24 protein-coding genes and 1 riboswitch are annotated in these 21,559 nt (G+C 69.9%); of the genes, 13 read left to right on the top strand and 11 right to left on the bottom strand.

Annotated features, from left to right (window positions below):
• Window positions 1-23 precede the first annotated feature (23 nt).
• Complete coding sequence (locus tag OG753_RS21780; protein WP_030008388.1) at window positions 24-326, bottom strand: hypothetical protein; 303 nt, start codon at window positions 324-326, stop codon at window positions 24-26.
• A 250-nt stretch (window positions 327-576) separates the two neighbouring features.
• On the opposite strand from OG753_RS21780, the gene rpsF reads away from it, so the two are divergent.
• The 4 genes from rpsF (at window position 577) to rplI (ending at window position 2,290) form a co-directional block, all read left to right on the top strand.
• A complete protein-coding gene (gene rpsF / locus OG753_RS21775) occupies window positions 577-867 on the top strand; it encodes a 30S ribosomal protein S6 (protein ID WP_004950685.1) in 291 nt (96 codons plus the stop codon).
• Window positions 868-939: 72 nt separating this feature from the next.
• The gene (locus OG753_RS21770) at window positions 940-1,545 is read left to right on the top strand and encodes a single-stranded DNA-binding protein (RefSeq protein WP_327263363.1); all 606 of its coding nucleotides are present in this window, start codon (window positions 940-942) and stop codon (window positions 1,543-1,545) included.
• A gap of 43 nt (window positions 1,546-1,588) precedes the next feature.
• A complete protein-coding gene (gene rpsR / locus OG753_RS21765; protein WP_005315025.1) occupies window positions 1,589-1,825 on the top strand; it encodes a 30S ribosomal protein S18 in 237 nt (78 codons plus the stop codon).
• A gap of 18 nt (window positions 1,826-1,843) precedes the next feature.
• Window positions 1,844-2,290, top strand: a complete 447-nt coding sequence (gene rplI, locus OG753_RS21760; RefSeq protein ID WP_327263362.1) for a 50S ribosomal protein L9 — start codon at window positions 1,844-1,846, stop codon at window positions 2,288-2,290.
• A gap of 153 nt (window positions 2,291-2,443) precedes the next feature.
• Here rplI and OG753_RS21755 read toward each other — a convergent pair whose 3' ends face one another.
• On the bottom strand, window positions 2,444-3,781 hold the full coding sequence (locus OG753_RS21755; protein ID WP_405789738.1) for an MATE family efflux transporter: 1,338 nt from the start codon (window positions 3,779-3,781) through the stop codon (window positions 2,444-2,446).
• 452 nt (window positions 3,782-4,233) lie between these two features.
• Between OG753_RS21755 and dnaB the strand changes: the two genes are divergently transcribed.
• Window positions 4,234-5,700, top strand: coding sequence for a replicative DNA helicase (gene dnaB / locus OG753_RS21750; RefSeq protein WP_030713894.1), 1,467 nt, complete (start codon window positions 4,234-4,236; stop codon window positions 5,698-5,700).
• Between the two features lie 9 nt (window positions 5,701-5,709).
• Complete coding sequence (locus OG753_RS21745; protein ID WP_405789736.1) at window positions 5,710-7,095, top strand: serine hydrolase domain-containing protein; 1,386 nt, start codon at window positions 5,710-5,712, stop codon at window positions 7,093-7,095.
• A 32-nt stretch (window positions 7,096-7,127) separates the two neighbouring features.
• Here the strand turns inward: OG753_RS21745 and OG753_RS21740 are convergent, their stop codons facing one another.
• From OG753_RS21740 to OG753_RS21730, 3 genes are read right to left on the bottom strand one after another with little or no spacing between them, the layout of a single operon-like run.
• The gene (locus tag OG753_RS21740; protein ID WP_327263359.1) at window positions 7,128-8,297 is read right to left on the bottom strand and encodes a winged helix DNA-binding domain-containing protein; all 1,170 of its coding nucleotides are present in this window, start codon (window positions 8,295-8,297) and stop codon (window positions 7,128-7,130) included.
• A 57-nt stretch (window positions 8,298-8,354) separates the two neighbouring features.
• Window positions 8,355-8,816: a GNAT family N-acetyltransferase gene (locus OG753_RS21735; protein WP_383203489.1), complete on the bottom strand. Its 462-nt coding sequence runs from the start codon at window positions 8,814-8,816 to the stop codon at window positions 8,355-8,357.
• Window positions 8,817-8,833: 17 nt separating this feature from the next.
• Window positions 8,834-9,727 (bottom strand): GNAT family N-acetyltransferase, encoded by an 894-nt coding sequence (locus tag OG753_RS21730; RefSeq protein ID WP_327263357.1) that lies wholly within the window; start codon window positions 9,725-9,727, stop codon window positions 8,834-8,836.
• 189 nt (window positions 9,728-9,916) lie between these two features.
• Between OG753_RS21730 and OG753_RS21725 the strand changes: the two genes are divergently transcribed.
• Together OG753_RS21725 and OG753_RS21720 are read left to right on the top strand one after the other, a co-directional pair.
• Window positions 9,917-10,567, top strand: coding sequence for an HAD-IB family phosphatase (locus OG753_RS21725; RefSeq protein ID WP_327263356.1), 651 nt, complete (start codon window positions 9,917-9,919; stop codon window positions 10,565-10,567).
• A gap of 121 nt (window positions 10,568-10,688) precedes the next feature.
• Entirely contained in the window at window positions 10,689-11,897 is a 1,209-nt protein-coding gene (locus tag OG753_RS21720; protein WP_327263355.1) for a globin domain-containing protein, read from the top strand.
• Between the two features lie 35 nt (window positions 11,898-11,932).
• Here OG753_RS21720 and OG753_RS21715 read toward each other — a convergent pair whose 3' ends face one another.
• The 5 genes from OG753_RS21715 to OG753_RS21695 all read right to left on the bottom strand — a co-directional run bounded on the left by OG753_RS21715 (window position 11,933) and on the right by OG753_RS21695 (window position 15,630).
• Window positions 11,933-12,412: an NUDIX hydrolase gene (locus tag OG753_RS21715; RefSeq protein WP_327263354.1), complete on the bottom strand. Its 480-nt coding sequence runs from the start codon at window positions 12,410-12,412 to the stop codon at window positions 11,933-11,935.
• A gap of 62 nt (window positions 12,413-12,474) precedes the next feature.
• Window positions 12,475-13,380 (bottom strand): LysR family transcriptional regulator, encoded by a 906-nt coding sequence (locus OG753_RS21710; protein ID WP_401685545.1) that lies wholly within the window; start codon window positions 13,378-13,380, stop codon window positions 12,475-12,477.
• A gap of 188 nt (window positions 13,381-13,568) precedes the next feature.
• A complete protein-coding gene (locus OG753_RS21705) occupies window positions 13,569-14,753 on the bottom strand; it encodes a cystathionine gamma-lyase (protein ID WP_405789731.1) in 1,185 nt (394 codons plus the stop codon).
• On the bottom strand, window positions 14,750-15,241 hold the full coding sequence (locus tag OG753_RS21700) for a low molecular weight protein-tyrosine-phosphatase (protein ID WP_327263351.1): 492 nt from the start codon (window positions 15,239-15,241) through the stop codon (window positions 14,750-14,752). The genes OG753_RS21705 and OG753_RS21700 overlap by 4 nt, the downstream gene beginning before the upstream one ends.
• Window positions 15,242-15,252: 11 nt before the next feature.
• Entirely contained in the window at window positions 15,253-15,630 is a 378-nt protein-coding gene (locus OG753_RS21695; RefSeq protein ID WP_327263350.1) for a phage holin family protein, read from the bottom strand.
• Window positions 15,631-15,719: 89 nt separating this feature from the next.
• Between OG753_RS21695 and OG753_RS21690 the strand changes: the two genes are divergently transcribed.
• From OG753_RS21690 to OG753_RS21675, 4 genes are all read left to right on the top strand, one after another.
• Complete coding sequence (locus tag OG753_RS21690) at window positions 15,720-16,037, top strand: cupin domain-containing protein (protein ID WP_327263349.1); 318 nt, start codon at window positions 15,720-15,722, stop codon at window positions 16,035-16,037.
• Between the two features lie 167 nt (window positions 16,038-16,204).
• Window positions 16,205-16,423 carry a DUF5326 family protein gene (locus OG753_RS21685; RefSeq protein WP_327266859.1) on the top strand — a complete coding sequence of 73 codons (219 nt, stop codon included), beginning with the start codon at window positions 16,205-16,207 and terminating at the stop codon, window positions 16,421-16,423.
• A 364-nt stretch (window positions 16,424-16,787) separates the two neighbouring features.
• Entirely contained in the window at window positions 16,788-17,534 is a 747-nt protein-coding gene (locus OG753_RS21680; protein ID WP_327263348.1) for a helix-turn-helix domain-containing protein, read from the top strand.
• Between the two features lie 97 nt (window positions 17,535-17,631).
• The gene (locus OG753_RS21675) at window positions 17,632-18,081 is read left to right on the top strand and encodes an SsgA family sporulation/cell division regulator (protein WP_030008369.1); all 450 of its coding nucleotides are present in this window, start codon (window positions 17,632-17,634) and stop codon (window positions 18,079-18,081) included.
• 15 nt (window positions 18,082-18,096) lie between these two features.
• Here OG753_RS21675 and OG753_RS21670 read toward each other — a convergent pair whose 3' ends face one another.
• Entirely contained in the window at window positions 18,097-19,584 is a 1,488-nt protein-coding gene (locus tag OG753_RS21670) for a YibE/F family protein (RefSeq protein ID WP_327263347.1), read from the bottom strand.
• 39 nt (window positions 19,585-19,623) lie between these two features.
• Window positions 19,624-19,769, top strand: a riboswitch (TPP riboswitch).
• Between OG753_RS21670 and thiC the strand changes: the two genes are divergently transcribed.
• Window positions 19,764-21,551 carry a phosphomethylpyrimidine synthase ThiC gene (gene thiC / locus OG753_RS21665; protein ID WP_405789729.1) on the top strand — a complete coding sequence of 596 codons (1,788 nt, stop codon included), beginning with the start codon at window positions 19,764-19,766 and terminating at the stop codon, window positions 21,549-21,551. (Overlaps the previous riboswitch by 6 nt.)
• Window positions 21,552-21,559: the final 8 nt, after the last annotated feature.

Raw genomic sequence — 21,559 nt, 5'->3', positions numbered from 1 at the left:
CCGAGGAGTCCCGGTGCGGCCGGTCAGCCGCCGAAGAGGCCGCCGTGGAACATGCCGAGGTAGAAGCCGATGGCAGACGCGCCAAGGCCGATGATCAGCGCGAAGCGCTCGCGTGTCGTGACGGAGACGAACTGTCCGTACGCACCCGTCAGGATTCCGATCAGCCCGGCCCACGAGCTGATCAGGTGCAGGTTGTGGAAGAAGGCCGTGACGAACGCCACGGCGCCGAGGGTCAGGGTGACCGCCATCAGGGTGTCCTGCAGCGGATGGGGCTTGCCGTCGGTGGAGAGCAGGGAGATCTGAGGGGGCCGCATTGCCTGTGCCATCGGAAGGCACCTCCTGGCTGAAGCTGGCGGTGCTGCGGGCTGCCTCCGGCATGGGGCCGCAGGCCTAGCACCGAGCACACCCGATGGATACAGATTGTGGCCCTCTCCCGCCGGATTTCAACCGGAAGGAGTCGAGCAGGTAGTCTGTACAGCTGCGCGGTGTCTGCTCTGCGGACGCCGTGCTTACGCATCACGACCCTCCTGCCACGGAACGACCGTGGCCGCTGAGTCCAAAGGAGGTGGGTTCCACATGCGTCACTACGAAGTGATGGTCATCCTCGACCCCGATCTCGAGGAGCGCGCTGTCTCCCCGCTGATCGAGAACTTCCTTTCTGTCGTCCGTGAGGGCAACGGAAAGGTCGAGAAGGTCGACACCTGGGGCCGTCGTCGTCTCGCTTACGAGATCAAGAAGAAGCCCGAGGGCATCTACTCGGTCATCGACCTTCAGGCCGAGCCTGCGGTCGTCAAGGAGCTTGACCGACAGATGAACCTGAACGAGTCGGTTCTCCGGACCAAGGTCCTTCGTCCCGAGACCCACTGAACTTCGGTTCAGCGGTAATCGGGATCGAGTAGCACAGCAGCCCAGCAGCAATCCCCGCCGAGAGGTTCATCCATGGCAGGCGAGACCGTCATCACGGTCGTCGGCAATCTCGTCGACGACCCCGAGCTGCGCTTCACCCCCTCGGGTGCGGCGGTCGCGAAGTTCCGTGTCGCGTCCACCCCCCGCACCTTCGACCGTCAGACCAATGAGTGGAAGGACGGCGAGAGCCTGTTCCTGACCTGCTCGGTGTGGCGGCAGGCGGCTGAGAACGTCGCCGAGTCCCTCCAGCGGGGCATGCGCGTCATCGTGCAGGGCCGGCTGAGGCAGCGGTCGTACGAGGACCGTGAGGGTGTCAAGCGCACGGTCTACGAGCTGGACGTCGAGGAAGTCGGCCCCAGCCTGAAGAACGCCACGGCCAAGGTCGCCAAGACCACCGGTCGCGGTGGCCAGGGTGGATACGGCGGCGGCGGTCAGCAGCAGGGCGGCGGCGGTGGCAACTGGGGCGGAGCCCCCGGTGGCCAGCAGCAGCCGGGCGGCGGAGCTCCCTCCGACGACCCGTGGGCGTCCAGCGCGCCGGCCGGTGGCCAGCAGCAGGGCGGCGGCGGGGGCGGTTGGGGCGGAAGCTCCGGCGGCTCCGGCGGCTCCGGCGGTGGCTACTCGGACGAGCCTCCCTTCTAGGGCAGCTCGTATCCCCACTTCTTGATCACACAGGAGAGACACAATGGCGAAGCCGCCTGTGCGCAAGCCTAAGAAGAAGGTCTGCGCATTCTGCAAGGACAAGACCGCGTACGTGGACTACAAGGACACGAACATGCTGCGGAAGTTCATTTCCGACCGCGGCAAGATCCGTGCCCGCCGCGTTACCGGCAACTGCACGCAGCACCAGCGTGACGTCGCCACGGCCGTCAAGAACAGCCGTGAGATGGCGCTGCTGCCCTACACGTCCACCGCGCGATAAGGAAAGGGTGACCGACTAATGAAGATCATCCTGACCCACGAGGTTACTGGCCTCGGTGCCGCCGGCGATGTCGTCGACGTCAAGGACGGCTACGCTCGCAACTACCTGGTCCCGCGTGGTTTCGCGATCCGCTGGACCAAGGGCGGCGAGAAGGACGTGGCGCAGATCCGCCGCGCCCGCAAGATCCACGAGATCGCGACCATCGAGCAGGCCAACGAGGTCAAGGCCAAGCTCGAGGGTGTGAAGGTCCGTCTGGCCACCCGCGCGGGTGACGCCGGTCGTCTCTTCGGTTCCGTGACCCCGGCCGACATCGCCACGGCGATCGAGTCCTCGGGCGGCCCGAAGGTCGACAAGCGCCGCGTCGAGCTCGGCTCCCCGATCAAGACCCTCGGTTCGTACCAGGTCTCCGTGCGTCTGCACGCTGACGTGGCCGCGAACGTGGGCGTCGAGGTCGTCGCCGCCTAAGGGCTGCGTACGCGAAGGGCCGCACCCCATCGGGGTGCGGCCCTTCGTCGTTGCCGGGCGCTGTTTCACGTGAAACATCCGGGTGCGGGGAGACGGTGTTTCACGTGAAACACCGTCTGCTTCCGGAGCCGGCGGGGCTCGGAAGGGACGCTCCTAGCGGCTGGCTCCCGCGATCAGCCACCGGCCCGAGCGGGCGCGCAGCCGGAGGGTGACCATCCGGACCACCATCATCAGTGTCATGGTCCACCAGAGGGCCGTCAGGCCGCCGCCCACGACCGGCACGAGCAGCGCGGCCGGGGTGAACACGGCGAGCGTCACCAGCATGGCCCGGGCCAGGTAGGGGCCGTCGCCGGCACCCATCAGGACCCCGTCGAGCACGAAGACGATGCCGGAGACGGGCTGGGAGAGGGCCACGACCAGCAGGGCCGGCAGCAACGCCGCCTCGACGGCCGGGTCACTGGTGAACAGTGGAATGAAGACCGGGCGGGCCAGGACCACCAGCAGGCCGAGGACGACGCCCGAGGCGATTCCCCACTGCACCATGCGGCGGCAGACGGCCTTGGCGCCCTCGGTGTCTCCTGCGCCCAGGTAGCGCCCGATGATCGCCTGCCCGGCGATCGCGATGGCGTCCAGCGCGAAGGCGAGCAGGCTCCACAGGGCGAGCACGATCTGATGGGCGGCGACATCGGCGTCGCCCAGCCGGGCGGCCACGGCGGTCGCGATCATCAGGATGGCGCGCAGTGACAGGGTGCGGACCAGCAGGGGAGCGCCCGCCTGGGCGCAGGCCCGGATTCCCGCGGTGTCGGGGCGCAGGGAGGCGCCGTGCCGCCGGGCTCCGCGTACGACCACGAAGAGGTACGCGGCGGCCATGGCGCACTGGGCGATGACCGTGCCCCAGGCGGAGCCGGCGATGCCGAGGCCCGCACCGTAGACGAGGGCGACGTTCAGGGCTCCGTTGAGGGCGAACCCTCCGATGGCGACGTAGAGCGGTGTACGGGTGTCCTGGAGGCCGCGGATGACCCCGGTGGCCGCCAGGACCATGAGCATGGCCGGGATGCCGAGGGCGGAGATCCGCAGGTAGGTGATCGCGTACGGGGCGACGGTGTCGGACGCCCCGAGGAGCGAGATCAGCGAGGGGGCCGTGGGCAGTACGACGGCGATGACGGCCGCGCCCAGCAGGAGGGCGAGCCAGATGCCGTCCATCCCCTGCCGGATGGCCGCCTGGAGGTCTCCCGCGCCGACGCGGCGCGCGACGGCCGCGGTGGTGGCGTAGGCGAGGAAGACGAACACGCTCACAGCGGTGGTGAGCACCGCTGCGGCGATGCCGAGACCGGCCAGCTGGGGGGTGCCGAGGTGCCCCACGATGGCACTGTCGGCCATCACGAAGAGGGGCTCCGCGACGAGTGCGCCGAAGGCGGGGACGGCGAGTGCGAAGATCTCCCGGTCGTGCCGTCGCGGCCCCGCCTCGGGTGCTGTGATGGCCTGTGTCATGCGCTCAATCTAATCTTCCACAGGTAATGGATGCAACTACCTTTGGATCCTTACTGGCGCGCTGACTTGGGCGTTCCCCGCACCTCGTTGGAGGCGATCTTGAGACAGTGGCCAAGAATTTTCTCCACCGCTGGCCCCGGAGGAGAAAAGTGCAGGTCAGATGCGGTAACGGGGTGGCGCGGGTGATTTTGTCCACAGCGTCGTCCCCCGGTCCGTACACAGCTTCCGGGGAGTTACCCACAGCATTGGTGCCGTCATCCACATGTCATCCACACAGCCTGTGGATAACAAGATTGGCTGACGCCGCTCGCGGGCCTACCGTGGTTCGTTGCCCGACTCGCCGACGGCGGATTCGGGTGCCCCAAATGTCAGAGCCGTGTCGTAGAAAGAGTGACACGGCGAGGTCCGCGCAGCGGACGGGAGGAGGCGGCCCGGTGAACATGCCCGAGCCCATGGACGACCCCTGGGCCGACAGTGGTCCGGGAGACCGTCTGCCCGCCCGTCCGCGCCGTAACAGCGAAGGCCGTGGCCGCGGGGACGAACAGCACGACCGGGGCCGCGAGGGCGGCTCCTGGGACTCCGGCGGTGGCGGCGGCTTCGAGCGCGTTCCTCCGCAGGACCTCGACGCCGAGCAGTCGGTGCTCGGCGGCATGCTGCTCTCGAAGGACGCCATCGCGGACGTCGTCGAGGTCCTCAAGGGCCACGACTTCTACCGGCCCTCCCACGAGACGATCTACCAGGCCATCCTCGACCTGTACGCCAAGGGCGAGCCGGCCGACCCGATCACCGTCGGCGCAGAGCTGACCCGGCGCGGCGAGATCAGCAAGGTGGGCGGGGCCTCGTACCTGCACACCCTGGTCCAGTCCGTGCCCACCGCGGCGAACGCCGAGTACTACGCGGAGATCGTCCACGAGCGGGCCGTCCTGCGCCGTCTCGTCGCCGCCGGTACGAAGATCACGCAGATGGGCTACGCGGCCGACGGCGACGTCGACGAGATCGTCAACAGCGCCCAGGCCGAGATCTACGCCGTCACCGAGCAGCGGACCTCCGAGGACTACCTGCCGCTCGGCGACATCATGGAAGGCGCCCTCGACGAGATCGAGGCGATCGGCTCCCGCAGCGGCCAGATGTCCGGCGTTCCCACCGGTTTCACCGACCTCGACTCGCTGACCAACGGCCTGCACCCGGGCCAGATGATCGTCATCGCCGCCCGACCCGCCATGGGTAAGTCCACCCTCGCACTGGACTTCGCCCGGGCCTGCTCCATCAAGAGCAACCTGCCGAGCGTGATCTTCTCCCTCGAAATGGGACGCAACGAGATCGCCATGCGCCTGCTCTCGGCGGAGGCCCGGGTGGCGCTCCACCACATGCGCTCGGGCACGATGACGGACGACGACTGGACCCGGCTGGCCCGCCGGATGCCGGACGTCTCCGCCGCCCCGCTCTACATCGACGACTCCCCCAACCTGTCGATGATGGAGATCCGGGCCAAGTGCCGCCGGCTCAAGCAGCGCAACGACCTCTCGCTCGTGGTCATCGACTACCTCCAGCTGATGCAGTCGGGCGGATCGCGCCGTCCCGAGAGCCGTCAGCAGGAAGTCTCGGACATGTCCCGAAACCTCAAGCTGCTGGCGAAGGAGCTGGAGGTCCCCGTGATCGCGCTCTCCCAGCTGAACCGTGGTCCGGAGCAGCGCACCGACAAGAAGCCGATGGTCTCCGACCTCCGTGAATCCGGCTCGATCGAGCAGGACGCGGACATGGTGATCCTGCTGCACCGCGAGGACGCGTACGAGAAGGAGTCCCCCCGTGCCGGTGAGGCGGACCTGATCGTGGCCAAGCACCGTAACGGCCCCACGGCCACCATCACCGTCGCCTTCCAGGGCCACTATTCACGCTTCGTGGACATGGCCAACACGTAGCATCCGATCATGGATGAGTTTGCGGAGGACCTGGAACTGCTCCCTGCCACGCGGCGCGCGCTGAGGCACCGGATCGCCGTCGCACAGAGCGAAGGGCGGGCGCCGTCGGTGGTCGCGGCCGTCCTGCGCGGCGGCGAGGTGGTCTGGGAGGGATCCAGGACCTCGGTCGAGGGGCACGGACCGGACGGCGACGTCCAGTACCGGATCGGGTCGATCACCAAGACGTTCACCGCGGTCCTCGTGATGCGACTGCGGGACGAGGGACTGCTCTCGCTCACCGACCCGCTCGAGAAGCACCTGCCGGGGACCGGCGCCGGACAGGTGACCATCGCTCAACTGCTGTCCCACACGGGAGGGTTGGCTGCGGAGACACCCGGCGAGTGGTGGGAGCGCACCCCCGGCGGACAACGGCCCGAACTCGCCGACGTATTGGGAGAGAAGCCGTTCAAGCACACGCCGGGAACGAGGCACCACTACTCCAACCCCGGCTACACCCTGCTGGGTTCGCTGATCGAGGCGGTCCGCGGAAAGCCCTGGGAGGACGTGCTGCGGGCCGAGGTGCTGGAACCCCTGGGACTGGAGCGCACCAGCGGACAGCCGCAGGCCCCGCACGCGGGTGGCTGGGCGGTGCATCCCTGGGCGGACCTGATGATGCCCGAGCCGCTGGAGGACCTCGGGCTGATGGCCGCGGCCGGCCGGCTGTGGTCCACGACGCGGGACCTCGCCCGCTTCGCCGACTTCCTGCTGCGCGGCGACGCCCGTGTCCTTGACGCCGAGTCCGTACGGGAGATGCGTACGGCGGCCGCGCCCCCGGAGCCCGGTCTCGGCGACCTCGGCTACGGGCTGGGCATGCAGCTGACGGCCGTCGGCCCGCGGAGGCTCGCGGGGCACAGCGGGTCGCTGCCGGGGTTCGTCGCGGGGCTGTGGCTGAGCGAGGCGGACGACGTGGCGGCGGTGGTGCTGGCGAACTGCACCTCGGGACTGCCGGCCTCGACGGTGGCCGTGGACCTGGTCGGGATCGTGGCGGATGCCGAGCCGCGCTTCCCGCGGCCGTGGCGGCCGTTCCTGGAGTCGGACCACGTGCCGCTGGAGCTGTGCGGCCCCTGGTACTGGGGGACCTCGGCCCACGTGGTGCGCCTCACCGCGGACGGGCTGCTGGAACTGGCACCGGTCGGCGCGAGCGGGCGCACGGCCCGTTTCCGGGCCGAGCCGGACGGCAGCTGGACCGGTCTCACCGGCTACTACGCCGGTGAGACCCTGCGGGCGGTGCGCCGTGAGGACGGCTCGGTGAGCCACCTCGACCTGGCGTCCTTCGTGTTCACGAGGGAGCCGTACGACGCCGATGCCCCGGTGCCCGGCGGGGTCGACCCGCAGGGCTGGCGCGGCATCGGCTGACGGCCCGGGGCCGGTCCGGCCGGCCGGCCCGTTCAGGCGACGAGTTCACGCTCCAGCGGGGTGCGGAAGCGCGGGGTGATCCGGGCGTCGCCCACCCATGCGGCGAGGCGGGCGGCCTCGGCGGTGATCGCCTGCTCGGCGGCCCGCCCGGGGCTGCCCAGCAGCCGCCAGACGATCTCGCCGCCGGAGCGCTGCGCCCAGCCGCCGACGATCTCGCCGTTCCACCAGACGGTGGGCCCGATGTTGCCGGCGTAGTCGAACAGGGCGCTCCTGTGGGCGGGGTCGAGGTGGAAGCCGCGGTCGGCCCAGCCCATCCCGGTGGGGTCGAGGGCGGGCAGCAGCGCCGCCCACGGCTCCGGCGCCGGTTCGGTCCCGGTGTCCCCGGGGCTGACCAGAGCGGCGCTGCCGTCCTCCAGACGGACCTGGTCGGGGCCCACGGCGGCGAGCGCCTTGCGGACCTCCGTGAGGGTCCAGCCGGTCCACCACTTGAGGTCGGCCTCGGTGGCGGGGCCGTACGAGCGCAGCCATCGGCGGGCGATTTCGACGCGGGCCTCGGCGGCGGGTACGGCGGGCCAGGGCTCGGTGTGGACCCAGCGGTACTGGCTGGAGGTCCACGAGCCGCGGGGTCGGTCACGGCGGATCCGGCCGTCGGCGGCGAGCAGCCGGATGACCCGGGTGGTGACCCCCTGCTCGGTCTCGTACTTCTTGCCACGGCTGATGGTGATCTTCTGGCGCAGCGCGGGTACGGCCGCGGACAGCTGGCTGCCGGTGGAGGGGCCGTGGGCGTCGAGGGCGTCCAGTGCGGCGGCCTCGGTCCGGGCCAGCCACTGGGCGTCGAGTCCCTGACCGTCCTCGTCGAGGTGCTTGAGGAGGGTGCGGCGTTCCTTCGCGGCGATCGCGCGGGCCGTGGAGGCATCGACGTAGGGGGCGAGTCCGGTGGAGACCGCGAAGAGTGTGTTGCGCATGCTGAGCAGCCGCACCAGGCTCACGTCCTCGTAGAGCGCCCGCTCGATCGCGTCCGTGCCGCCTTCGGTGAGCCGGGCGCGGGCCGAGAGGTAGACGGTCGCGGCGTCGGTGGCGTGCAGGGCGACGACGGAGTCCGCCGCCTCCGCGACCGTGGCGGCGCGGGCCGAGGGAGCCAGGCGGTGGCGGCGGCCGAGCCGGTGGCGTCGCTCGGCGGTGGTGACGAGGGGAAGGCTCATCCTCCCGATCGTAGGCCGGGCCGCCCACGCGGCGGCCCGGCCTGCCGGAACGGCGGGTCAGAGCTGGAGCTTGAACCCCACGTGCGAGGCGGTGAACCCGAGCCGTTCGTAGAAGCGGTGGGCATCGGTGCGACTCGCGTCCGAAGTGAGCTGCACCAGCGTGCAGTTCTCGGCGCGGGACTTCTCGACGGCCCATTCGACGAACCGGGTGCCCAGGCCGTTGCCGCGCTCGTCCGCGTGCACGCGGACGCCCTCGATGATGGAACGGGTGGCCCCCTTGCGGGAGAGTCCCGGGACGATGGTCAGCTGCAGGGTGCCCACGACCCGGCCGGCGCGGACGGCGACGACCAGGTGCTGGTTGGGGTCGTCGGTGAGGCGCTTCAGGGCCGCGCGGTACGGGGTGAGGTCGTCCGGGGACTCACGGGTGGCGCCGAGCGGGTCGTCGGCGAGCATGGCGACGATGGCGGGCAGATCGGCCTCGGTGGCGGGCCGGATCGTCAGCTCGGGAGTGTCGGTCACGGCGGTGATCTCCTCTCTCAGCCCGCGGCCACGGTGAGCGGCGCCCACCGGCGGGTCCAGTCACCGGGCAGGCCGGGGATGTCTCGGGTCATGACGGCGTTGAAGGCCACGGAGGCGAGGCCCCGGTCCTTGAGCCAGGCGAGGAGGTCCTCGTGGCGTACATCGACATCGGTGCGCAGTGCCCGGTCGGTGCCCATGGCGAGCGCGGTGATCAGCGACTGGGCGGTCGCGGTGTCGTGGGCGATCAGCGGGCCGATGACCTGCGTGTCGAGATTGGGCCAGGCCGCGGCGTAGCCGGTGAGGGCGCCGTCCGCGGTGGGGTCCTCGGCGACGATCAGCCGGTCGGCGAAGGCGGGCAGCCGGGTGATCATGTGCGTGCGGTCGGTGCCGAAGACCTCCGCGTCCAGACGCAGGATGCGGGGGAGGTCTTCGGCGTTGGCCGGCCGGACCCGGGCGGTGCCGTACGTGTCGGGGGCACCCTCGGGCCGGAAGACGCCCGTCAGCATCTCGGCACGGCCGGTGGTCTCGAAGCCCAGTTCCTCGTAGAGGGGGCGCCCGTAGGGAGTGGCGTGCAGGGTGAGGGGGACTCCCTTGAGCACGTCGTTGCAGACGTGGCTCATCAGTCGGCGTCCCAGGCCCTGGCGGGCGAAGCGGTCGGCCACGAGGACCATCCCGATGGCGGCGAGCTCGGGCCCGGCGTGGGTACTGCCGTACCGGGTGACGACGCAGGAGGCCGCGAGCCCCCGGCCGTCCGGGGCATCGACGCCGTAGCCGCCTCCCGCGGTGAGGAGCAGACGCCACTTGTGGTCCTCGCGGAGCCATCCGCGATCTTCGGACAGGTCGGCGCAGCGGTGGAGATCGTCCACGGTCAGCGCCCGGATCGGTAGATCGGTGATGTGTGGTGGTGTCACCGGCCCAGACTGGATCATGGACCGGGAGTCGTCCAGAGGATTTGAGGGTGGATGTTCAGGTGGATGTTTCACGTGAAACATCGGGGAACTCCACGGACCGCCCCGGGGAACTCCATACGGACTGCCCGGACCGTGTTTCACGTGAAACACGGTGTTTCACGTGAAACCGAACCACTAGCCTCGGTGGCTATGACTCTCCTGCACCTCTTCGACCTCGACGGGACGCTGATGTACGGCTCGGCGGCGCCCGTGGAGATCTCCCGTCAGCTCGGGCTGAGCGCCGAGATCGCCGAGCTGGAGCGGGCCTTCGGCGCACAGATGATGGGGCCGCACCAGTTCTCGGTCGCCGCCCATGCCCTGTGGGCCGATCTGACGCCCGCGCATGTCCGGGCCGCGTTCGACGGAGCTCCCTGGCTCACGGGAATCCAGGACGTGTGGCGCGAGATCCGGGAACGCGGGGACTACTGCGCGGTGATCTCCCTGTCGCCGTCCTTCTTCGTGGAGATGCTGCTGGAGTGGGGCGCGCATGCCGCGCACGGGTCGGTCTTCCCGGAGGTGCCGTTCACCCGGCCCGTGGAGGAGGCGGGGATCCTGACACCCGAGGGCAAGGTCAGAGTGGCGGACCGACTGTGCGCGGAGTTCGGTGTGAGCCGGAGCGACTGCGTCGCCTACGGGGATTCGGGGACCGACGTCATGCTCTTCGAAGCCGTGCCGGTTTCGGTCGCGGTCAATGCACGGCCCTTTCTCGCGGAGCGGGCGACGCATGTCTACGAAGGTCGGGATCTGCGCGAGGCATACCAGCTTGTAGGGCTGACGCGCCCGGGAGTTGACGCATCTTAGGAGGAAAGTGGGTTCGAAACGCGGATTTTCCGCGTTTCCCCGCAGGCCTCTGAGTCGGCTGGCACGCTGTGAAACCCGGAACCACGGATTCACAGGCCGTGGCGTGTGCAGACCGACCGAGATGCTCGAAGCGAGGCACCGCATGGACGCTCCGCCCACCAGATCGGCCAGACGCGAACCGGCCCGGATATCCGGCGAGGGCGGCGCGATCGAGCCCTCACCGGATGCCGTGCTCATCCGCCGGACACTCACGGAGATCGCTCCCGTCGCCGACCGGGTGACCTCGTACTTCTACGCCCTGGTGTTCTCCGGACACCCTGAAGTGCGCGGCATGTTCCCCGCAGCCATGGACACACAGCGCGACCGGCTGCTGAAGGCGCTCCTGACCGCAGCCGAACACATCGACAACCCCGCCGTCCTCGTTCCCTACCTGCGCCGACTGGGCACGGGGCACCGCAAGTACGGAACCATGGCCGGTCACTACCCGGCGGTCGGCGAGGCCCTCGTCGGCGCACTGGCCCGGTACGCGGAGAACAGCTGGGGGCCGGAGACACAGGCCGCCTGGGTCCGGGCGTACACCGCAATCTCCCAGGTCATGATCGACGCGGCGGCCGAGGACGAGGTGAAGGCCCCGGCGTGGTGGCACGCGGAGGTCGTCTCCCACGATCTGCGCACCCCGGACATCGCGGTGCTGACGGTCCGCCCCGACCAGCCCTACGCCTTCCTGGCCGGCCAGTACGCGAGCCTGGAGACCCCGTGGTGGCCGAGGGTGTGGCGGCACTACTCCTTCGCCTCGGCGCCGCGCGCCGACGGACTGCTGTCCTTCCACGTCAAGGCGGTCCCCGCGGGATGGGTCTCCAACGCGCTGGTGCGCCACGCCCGCCCGGGGGACGTACTGCGCCTGGGACCGCCGGCCGGGTCGATGGTGGTGGACCACACCACGGACAACGGCATGCTCTGCCTGGGCGGGGGCACCGGTATCGCCCCCATCAAGGCGCTGATCGAGGACGTGGCCGAGCACGGTGAGCGGCGTCCGGTGGAGGTCTTCTTCGGGGCCCGCAGCGACAGCGACCTGTACGACAAGGACACGCTGCTGGGGCTCCAGCGCTCGCACCCGTGGCTGTCGGTGCGCCCGGTGGTCGGCGACGGGCTCGCCGGGCAGCTGCCGCACGCGGTGGGCGAGCACGGGCCCTGGCGCTCGTACGACGCCTTCATCTCCGGGCCGCCCGCGATGATCCGCAACGGGGTGGACGAGCTCCTTCGGATCGGTATCCCCGGTGAGCGGATCCGGCACGACGCGGTGGAGGAGCTGGCGGGCATCGCCGGCTGAGACCGGACGGGCAGCCCGCCGGTCTCAGCCGGGCTTCAGCCCAGGTCGGGAGCGTGCATGGCACGCACACCCTCGATGTTGCCGTCGAGGTAATGCCGTAGGGACAGCGGGACGAGATGGACGGCGGCGATGCCCACCCGGCTGAAGGGCACGCGGACGATTTCGTACTCGCCCTCGGGCTCATCGATTTCGGGGCCGTGCCGCAGGCTCGGGTCCATCGATTCGAGGCGGCAGACGAAGAAGTGCTGCACCTTCACGCCCGTCACCCCTCCGTCGGCGATGTGCTCGACGGTATCGACGAAGCAGGGCACCACATCGGTGATCTTCGCGCCGAGTTCTTCGTGGACCTCCCGGTGAAGGGCGTCGACGACAGTGGTGTCCGAGGGCTCCACTCCCCCGCCGGGGGTGAGCCAGTACGGATCGACGCCGGGCTTGGTGCGTTTGATGAGGATCAGGTCGTCACCGTCGAGCAGGATCGCGCGGGCGGTGCGTTTGACCACGGGACGTTCGGTCATGGGAGAAGAGTGGCCCGCCACTCCGCTTCTGAAACGCGCCACGGGCCGGAAAAGGGGCGGGCTCACCAGTGCACGGCGGCATCCAGCAGCCGGTCGTGCGCCCTCGCGAGGTGGGCGAGGGCCAGGCTCCCGGTCCGTACGACCAGGAACCAGGTGCGCAGCGGCGGCACGGCGGGCTCCGCCAGAGCCACGATCCGGCCGCTGTCGAGGGCGTCCTGGCACAGGTAGCGGGGCAGGACGGCGAGCCCGGCGCCGGCCCGGACGCATTCCAGTACGGCCCGCAGGTCGGGCACGACCACGGTGGCCGCCAGGGACCTGGCATCGGGCAGGGCGTCGAAGACGGCGGCCCAGTAGCGGGTGACGAGCGGCAGGCTCTCGTGGACCTCGACGAGCGGGATGCCGTCCAGCGCGGCGGGCCCCTCCTCGCGCAGCCGGTCCCGGTCGACGAGGGCGGCCCAGTAGGGCGCGGCGACCAGGACGTGCTCCTCGTCGCACAGGGCGGTGGCCCTGAAGAGCCCGCCCCGGGGATGGGCCGTGGTGACGACGAGGTCGTGGTGGCCCGCGGCGAGCCCGTCGAGGGTCGCCCCGGCATCGGCCTGCGGGGCGGCGCGCAGCGTGTGCCCCTGGCCGACGAGGAGCGAGAGGGCGGGGAGCACCCGCAGGCACAGGAACTCGGGGGGCCCGGCGACGTGGAGGGTGCGTAACGCCCCGGCGGCCTCCCGCTCGGTCTCCGTGATCCGCAGCAGCGCGTCGAGGTGCGGGGCGGCCTTGTGGGCCAGCTCGTCGCCGACGGCGGTGGGCGTGACGCCACGCGCCCGGCGGTGGAAGAGAGGGCGCCCCAACTGGCGCTCCAGCGTGCGGATCTGCGAGGTCACGGCGGGCTGGGAGAGTCCGAGGAGGGTGGCGGCGCGCGTGAACGAGCCGGCCCGGTGGACGGCGACGAAGGTGCGCAGCAGGGTCAGGTCCATCGCGGCACCTCTCGGTGGGGGCCTTCAACTATAAATATGCAGATAGGTCCCTGTCGTTACCGTGATTGGACTCTGACGCAGGGTCAATTAGCCTTGTCGCGTGGTTCTTCGCGAGCGGAACCCGGGGCGGTCCGAGCCACCAGGGGGGAGGCTCGGACCGCTTGCCCACGGGGGAAAGCCGCCCCGGTTCAGCGCTCGGCACCCGCGTGGTCGAGGGCGCGCAGCACGTCCGCGACCAGGTCCTCGGTGTCCTCGGCCCCGGCGGAGAAGCGGATGAACCCCTCCGGCACGGCGTCGCCGCCCCACCGTCCGCGCCGCTCGGCGGTGGACCGTACGCCGCCGAAACTCGTGGCGTCCTCCACCAGGTGCAGCGCGGCCATGAACCGCTCCGCGTGAGCGCGGTCGGGCAGGGTGAAGGCGACCACCGACCCGAAGCCCCGCATCTGCAGGGCGGCCGTCTTGTGGGAGGGGTCCGTGGCCAGACCCGGGTAGCGCAGGCCGCGCACGTCGGTCCGGTGCGTCAGCGCCTCGGCCACGGCCAGTGCGTTGGCCCACTGGCGCTGCGCGCGCAACTGGATCGTGGCGAGGGAGCGGTGGGCGAGCCAGGCCTCCATGGGGCCCGGGATCGCGCCGACGATCTTGCGCCAACGGCGGACGCGGGCGGCGAGCTCCGGGTCGCGGCAGACGACGTATCCGAGCAGGACGTCCCCGTGGCCGGTCAGGCCCTTGGTGCCGCTCGCCACCGAGAAGTCCGCGCCCAGTTCCAGGGGCCGCTGCCCGAGCGGGGTGGCCAGGGTGTTGTCGACGGCCACCAGGGTCCCGCCGGCGTGCGCCGCGTCCACGAGGCGGCGTACGTCGCACACGTCGAGCCCGGGATTGGACGGGGTCTCGATCCACAGCAGCCGGGCGCCGTCCAGGGCCGCGAGCTGGGCGTCGTGGCCGGTCGGCGCGGTGCGCACGTGGATGCCGTACGCCTCCAGCTGCTCCCGTAGCAGGGGCAGCGCCTGGTAGCCGTCGTCGGGCAGGACCACGGTGTCGCCCGTGTGCGCGTGGGAGAGCAGGACGGCGGAAACTGCCGCCATGCCGGAGGCGAAGACGATGGTGTGCACGTCCTCGCCGGGGGCCTCCAGTTCCCCGATGGCCCGCTCCAGCAGGGTCCAGGTGGGGTTGGTGTCCCGGCCGTACGCGTACGGGCCCTCGACGTCGCCCGGGAGGTGGAAGTGGGCGGCGAAGACCGGTCCGGGAAGGGGCGGCTCGTTCTTGACGGGATCCGGCAGTCCGGCCCGGACGGCCCGGGTGCCGTCACCGAACGGGGCCTGGGCGGCCGGGGCGAGGTCGGCAGGTCCGGTCCCCCGGGGGGCGTACTCGTTCACGTGGTGCGCTCCTTGATGGCTTCGCGTACGGCTTCCAGCAGGCCGGGGCTCGCCGCCTCGACCAGCTCCAGGCACTCCTCGAACCCGTCGAGCGGCCCGTAGTAGGGATCCGGTACGTCGGTCTGTTCGGCCGTGGCGGCCGGATCGTAGGACCGCAGCAGCCGGATCCTGGCGGCGTCCTGCGGAGTGGGTGCGAGTGCCCGGAGGTCCCGCAGGTGCCCGGCGTCGAGCGCGATGACGAGGTCCACGCGGGCGAACCAGGAGGAGCGGAACCGGCGGGCGCGGTGGTCCTGTTCGTAGCCGGCCGCCTCCAGGACGGCGATGGTGCGCGGGTCGGCGCCGTCCCCCTCATGCCAGCCGCCCGTCCCGGCGCTGTCCACCTCGACCAGCGCGTCGAGCCCGGCAGCCGTCACGTGGGAGCGGAAGACGGCCTCGGCCATCGGGGAGCGGCAGATGTTGCCCGTGCAGACGAAGCAGACGCGGTACATGGCCGGCCCGTTCAGTTCTTGTCGGGCAGGAGCATGTTCACGGCCCAGGAGACGACGGAGATGATCAGGCCGCCGATGAGCGCGGTCCAGAAGTTGTTGACGTGGAAACTGAGATCGAGCTGTGTGGCCAGCCAGGAGGTCAGCAGCAGCATCAAGGCATTCACGACGAGGGTGAACAGGCCGAGGGTGAGAATGAAAAGCGGCAGCGAGAGCAGCTTCACCACCGGCTTGACGAGCAAGTTGACCAGGCCGAAGACCAGCGCGACCAGGATCAGGGTGAGCGTGCGGCGGCCCAGGCTGCTGCCGTCGTCAAGGGTGATACCCGGAAGCAGGACGGCGACCGCCAGGGCCGCCGCATTGGCGAGCGTCTTGACTACGAAATTCGTCATGTGTCTGATCGTGGCAGAGAAGATCCCGGTGGGACATCCGCAGATCAGCGGATGCGACGGAACGATCGAGCACAAGGGGCGCAACCACGATGAAAGCCTTCCGGCTTGACGAGCTCGAAGCTGAGCGGGCCGCGAATGACGGCGCCTATCTGCAGTTCCTGCGCGAGCGGAACATGTCGGTCGGGCTGTATGCGCTCGACGCCGGACAGATCGATCCTCAGCTCCCGCACCGGCAGGACGAGGTGTACTTCGTCGTCAGCGGGCGGGCCTCGATCACGGTCGGGGAGGAGACGACGACCGTGGCGCGCGGCAGCGTCGTCTACGTGCCGGCGGGGGTCCCGCACAAGTTCCACCACATCACCGAGGACCTGAAGGTGATGGTGGTCTTCTCGCCGCCGGAGGGCTGAGCGGCGCGGCGGATGAGGGCCGCGGCGGATGAGGGTCGCGGCCCTGATCCCCCTAAGGGACGGATCAGGGGACTTGGGGGGCTCGCGGGCCCCGATCGGCGGCCGTGGACTCCTAGCATCGGGAGCAGGAAGTCACGGACGAGGAAGAGGTCGAGGACATGGACGGCATCCGACAGATATTCGCAGGCATGCCCTGGTGGGTTAAGTGGGTCGCGGTGCCGCTGCTGGCGCTCTTCGTCTTCGGTGGTGTGATCACCAGCATCCTGGGCGCGCTGATCGGGTTCGTCTTCAAGCTGCTGCTCTTCGTCGGCCTCGTCGGCGGCCTGATCTTCGTCGTGAAGAAGTTCAGCGGCGGCGGTTCGAAGTCCTCCTCCACCGATTGGTAGACGAGAGGTGGGCAGGAGCGGGCGGGTCTGGGCCGGACCGGTCGGTCCGGTCGGTCCGGTCGGGTCCGAACCGGGCAGGCCCGGGCGGGTCCGGGATTGCGCCAGGTGAGGGAACATGACCCGCTAAACGGCTCACCTCCCCGGAATCGGTGGATAGAGTGGCAATCTGTGCCGTTCCCTGGGCACCGAAAGCCGGTACCGCCGCTCCGACCTGCCGCCCTGACCAGCGGCGATCCAAACGAGCCGCCGAGTACGACCCCCAGGAGCCACGGCGCGCGCGGGGGCGGCCCCCGCAGGGCGGGCTTGCCCAAAGACCCGCCGCCACGCCTGGGGGTGAGCTTTGTCTCCGGTTCACAATGCCGGTGTGCCGACTCTGATCGGTTCGGTGCAGCGCGCGTTGAGGCTGCTCGAAGCGGCGGGGTCCCATAGCGGGGGAGCTCCGGCGAAACAGCTGGCCCGCGAGGCCGGGCTCCCGCTTCCCACCGCGTACCACCTGCTGCGCACCCTGACGCACGAGGGCTATCTGCGCAGAGTGAGCGGAGTCTTCGTACTGGGCGAGGCCGCGGAGCGGCTCGCGGCCGGGGGACTCCAGCAGAAACGTCGCAGCATGATCCTCGACTCGCTCGCGCACTTCCGCGACACGGTCGGTGCCCCCGTCTACTTCGCGGTCTACCGCGAGGGTGAGATCGAGGTCGTGGGTGTCTCGGACACTCCGGCCAGTCCGGCCTGCGAGGAGTGGGCCGACTTCCGTGAGACGGGTCATGCGCACGCCATCGGGCAGTGCCTGCTCGGACAGCTCGACGAGAAGACGCGCAAGGAGTACTACGACCGTCATCCGGTCGGGGCCATCACCCCTTATACCGTCCGGGATCTGCGGTCCCTGGAAAACCGGATCGGGGCCCTCGGGCGAATGCAGCCTGTGATCGAACGCCAGGAATATGCCCTTGGCACCGTCTGTGCCGCCATCCCCATTACGGCCGGTGATGCGGCCGCAACGATGGCTATTTCTCTACCCCTGCACCAGGAAGATCGATTGCTCTATGTAGTCAATCGACTACGGAGTGAAGTAGGCGCGCTGTTGAGCACCCTCTCGTTCTCTATCAGTATCTGAAAACTCACTCCTTGTGATCTGCTACCGCTTCCACCACTCTTGTCAAGTGGGTCCTGGGGGATCATTCCTGGCCACTTCAACTACAGCGGGGTAGTCAATGCGCGAGTCGGTACAGGCAGAGGTCATGATGAGCTTCCTCGTTTCCGAGGAGCTCTCGTTCCGGATTCCGGTGGAACTCCGGTACGACGCACGCGACCCCTACGCAGTCCGCCTGACCTTTCACCTTCCCGGAGATGCGCCCGTGACCTGGGCGTTCGGCCGGGAACTCCTCCTCGACGGCATCAACAAGCCATGCGGTGACGGCGATGTGCACATCGCCCCCACCCACCCCGAGGATCTGTCCGACGTCCACATCAGGCTCCAGGTCGGGGGCGACCGTGCCCTGTTCCGGGCCAGCGCGGCGCCGCTCGTCGCGTTCCTCGACCGCACCGACCGGATCGTTCCGCTCGGACAGGAGCGCAACCTGGGCGACTTCGAGGAGAACCTCGACGAGGCCCTCGGCAAGATCCTCGCCGAATCGCAGCAGAACGAGCAGAACGCCGGCTGACCGACCGCACTCCCTTCAGCGCTTGCGTCGCCGGCCCCGGCCGCGGACCGGCCCGGCGGCCGGACTGACGGCCGGGCCGCCGGCCGGGGATCCCGGTCGGTCGGCGGAAACCACCAGTGCGGCCAGTGCCGTTGTCACGGGGACCGAGGCCACCAGGCCGATCGAGCCCACGAGGGTCCGTACGATCTCCTCCGCCACCAGCTCGCTGTTGGCCACCGAACCCATGCTGCTGTTCGCGATCGAGAACAGCAGGAGCAGGGGCAGTGCGGCACCCGCGTAAGCCAGCACCAGGGTGTTGACCACCGACGCGATGTGATCGCGGCCGATCCTGATGGCCGCTCGGTAGAGGGCTCGTGGCCCCATCGAGGGGTCCGCCTGGCGCAGTTCCCACACCGCGGAGGTCTGGGTCACCGTCACGTCGTCGAGGACGCCCAGCGATCCGATGATCACGCCTGCGAGCAGCAAACCGCTCATGTCGATGTCCGGGTACAGCCCGTGGATCAGCCCGGTGTTGTCATCGGTGTTGCCACTGAGGAACGCCCAGTCGATGAAGCCCGAGCCCAGCAGCCCGATCAGCAGCAGCGAGACGAGCGTGCCGAGCACGGCGACCGACGTGCGGGCCGTCAGCCCGTGGCACATGTAGAGCGCGATCAGCATGATCGCGCTCGCCCCGATCACCGCGACGACCAGCGGGTTCGAACCCTGCAGGATGGCCGGGAGGATGAAGAGGGTCAGCACGCCGAAGCTGACCGCCAGCGCGATCAGCGCGAACAGCCCGCGCATCCGCCCGACGACGACGACCGCCAGCGCGAAGATGCCGGCCAGCAGCGCCATGGGGAGCTTGCGGTTCACGTCGATCACCGAGTACTGGAGGTCGCGCGGGGCGTCCGGTGCGTACGCCACCACCACCTCCTGGCCGTCCTCCAACTGCCGCGGCGCGCCCGGCTGGACGATCTCCACGAAGGTGCGGCCCTTGTCCGGGCCGCTGGTGACCTCGACGGTGGCCTTCTTGCACTCGCCGGTCTGCTCGGCCTGCGCCTGCCGGCCCTCGGGGGTGGAGGGAGCCGCGGTCGTCGGCACCTGGGAGGCGTTCACGGATTTGCAGTCGACCTGTTCGAGCGAGGTGACCACGCCCTGCTGGGTCTGCCGGTCGAAGCCTACCCCCGTGCGCTCGTGGCCGGGGGCGCCGCCGGGCCAGAGCACTGCCATGCCGATGAAGACGGCGGCGGCGAAGGGGATCAGTACGGCGGCGATGACCTTGCGCAGGTGCTTCGAGACGGGGGCGGCCGGCCCGTGGCTGTGGCTGTGCCCGTGCCCGTGCCCGTGGGAATGCTCCGGGGAACGCGCGTCGGAGCGACCGGCGGAGGGCACTGACGGGTGCCCGGTGAACTCCCCGGGACTCGCGTGCTCGTGGCCGTTGTGGCCTTGGGTCTCTGTGGGCTCGGTGGGGGGCTGCGGCGAGGGCGTCACCAGCAGATCATCGCAAGAGATGAGGGGGCCCACTGTTCAGCACGCCATGGATGACGCTAGCGTGGGGGCACCTTTGCACAACGCGGGAGCTCGGAGCACCGGGCTGAGAGGACGCTGATCACCGTACGAGCATCACGGATGCGTACGGGAAGAGGCTGCGTCGACCGCCGAACCTGTTACCGGGTAATGCCGGCGTAGGGAGATCAGGTCTCATGACCATTCAGGACGCACGCACGCCTGCCGTCAGCCAGGACGCCGACGGCCAGACCGAGCGCCAGCCCGGCTGGCACAAGGGATACCTGGCGGGCTCCCGGCCCGACCTCCGGGTGCCGGTCCGCCAGGTCCACCTCACCAACGGCAAGGACGTGACGCTCTACGACACGTCCGGCCCGTACACCGACCCGCAGATCGAGACCGACGTCCGCCGCGGCCTCGCGCCGCTGCGCGAGAACTGGATCATCAGCCGCGGTGACACCGAGGAGTATGCGGGCCGCCCCGCGCGCCCCGAGGACGACGGCATCAAGCACACCTCGCCGCGCGGTGGCCTCAAGAACCTCGACGCGGTCTTCCCGGGCCGCCCTCGGCAGCCCCGCCGCGGCCGTGGCGGCGCCGCCGTCACGCAGCTCGCGTACGCCCGCCGCGGTGAGATCACCCCGGAGATGGAGTACGTCGCGATCCGCGAGAACGTCTCCCCCGAGGTCGTCCGCGAGGAGATCGCCGCAGGTCGCGCCGTGCTTCCGGCGAACGTGAACCACCCCGAGATCGAGCCGATGATCATCGGCAAGCGGTTCCTGGTGAAGGTCAACGCCAACATCGGCAACTCCGCGGTCACCTCCTCCATCGAGGAGGAGGTCGACAAGATGACCTGGGCGACCAAGTGGGGCGCCGACACGGTCATGGACCTCTCCACCGGCCGCAACATCCACACCACGCGCGAGTGGGTGCTGCGCAACTCTCCCGTCCCGATCGGCACCGTGCCGCTCTACCAGGCGCTCGAGAAGGTCGACGGCCGCGCCGAGGACCTGACCTGGGAGATCTACAAGGACACGGTCATCGAGCAGGCCGAGCAGGGCGTCGACTACATGACGGTCCACGCCGGCGTGCTGCTGCCGTACGTGCCGCTGACCGCCCGCCGCAAGACCGGCATCGTCTCGCGCGGTGGCTCGATCATGGCCGCGTGGTGCCTGGCGCACCACAAGGAGAACTTCCTCTACACGAACTTCGAGGAGCTCTGCGACATCCTCGCGACGTACGACGTCACGTACTCCCTCGGTGACGGACTGCGCCCCGGCTCGATCGCGGACGCCAACGACGCGGCCCAGTTCGCCGAGCTGAAGACGCTGGGCGAGCTGAACACCATCGCCAAGCGCCACAACGTCCAGACGATGATCGAGGGCCCGGGCCATGTCCCGATGCACAAGATCAAGGAGAACATCGACCTCCAGCAGGAGATCTGCGAGGAGGCGCCGTTCTACACGCTCGGCCCGCTGACCACGGACGTCGCGCCCGCCTACGACCACATCACCTCGGGCATCGGCGCCGCGATGATCGCCTGGTGGGGCACCGCGATGCTCTGCTACGTCACGCCCAAGGAGCACCTGGGCCTGCCCAACCGTGACGACGTCAAGACCGGCGTCATCACCTACAAGATCGCGGCGCACGCCGCGGACCTGGCCAAGGGGCACCCGGGCGCCCAGGAGTGGGACGACGCCCTGTCGGACGCGCGGTTCGAGTTCCGCTGGGAGGACCAGTTCAACCTGGCCCTCGACCCGGACACGGCCCGCGAGTTCCACGACGAGACCCTCCCGGCCGAGCCGGCCAAGACCGCGCACTTCTGCTCCATGTGCGGTCCGAAGTTCTGTTCGATGAAGATCTCGCAGGACATCCGCCGTGAGCACGGCGGCGACCTGAAGGCGGACGAGATCCAGGCCGGCATGGCGGAGAAGTCCGCCGAGTTCGCGGCCTCGGGCAACCGCGTCTACCTGCCGCTGGCCGACTGACGCAACCG

Origin of the sequence: Streptomyces sp. NBC_00029, from assembly GCF_045160505.1 — a bacterium.
GTDB lineage: Bacteria > Actinomycetota > Actinomycetes > Streptomycetales > Streptomycetaceae > Streptomyces.
Note: the sequence above shows the minus strand (reverse complement) of the source record. Positions and strands in the feature narration are given on the sequence as shown.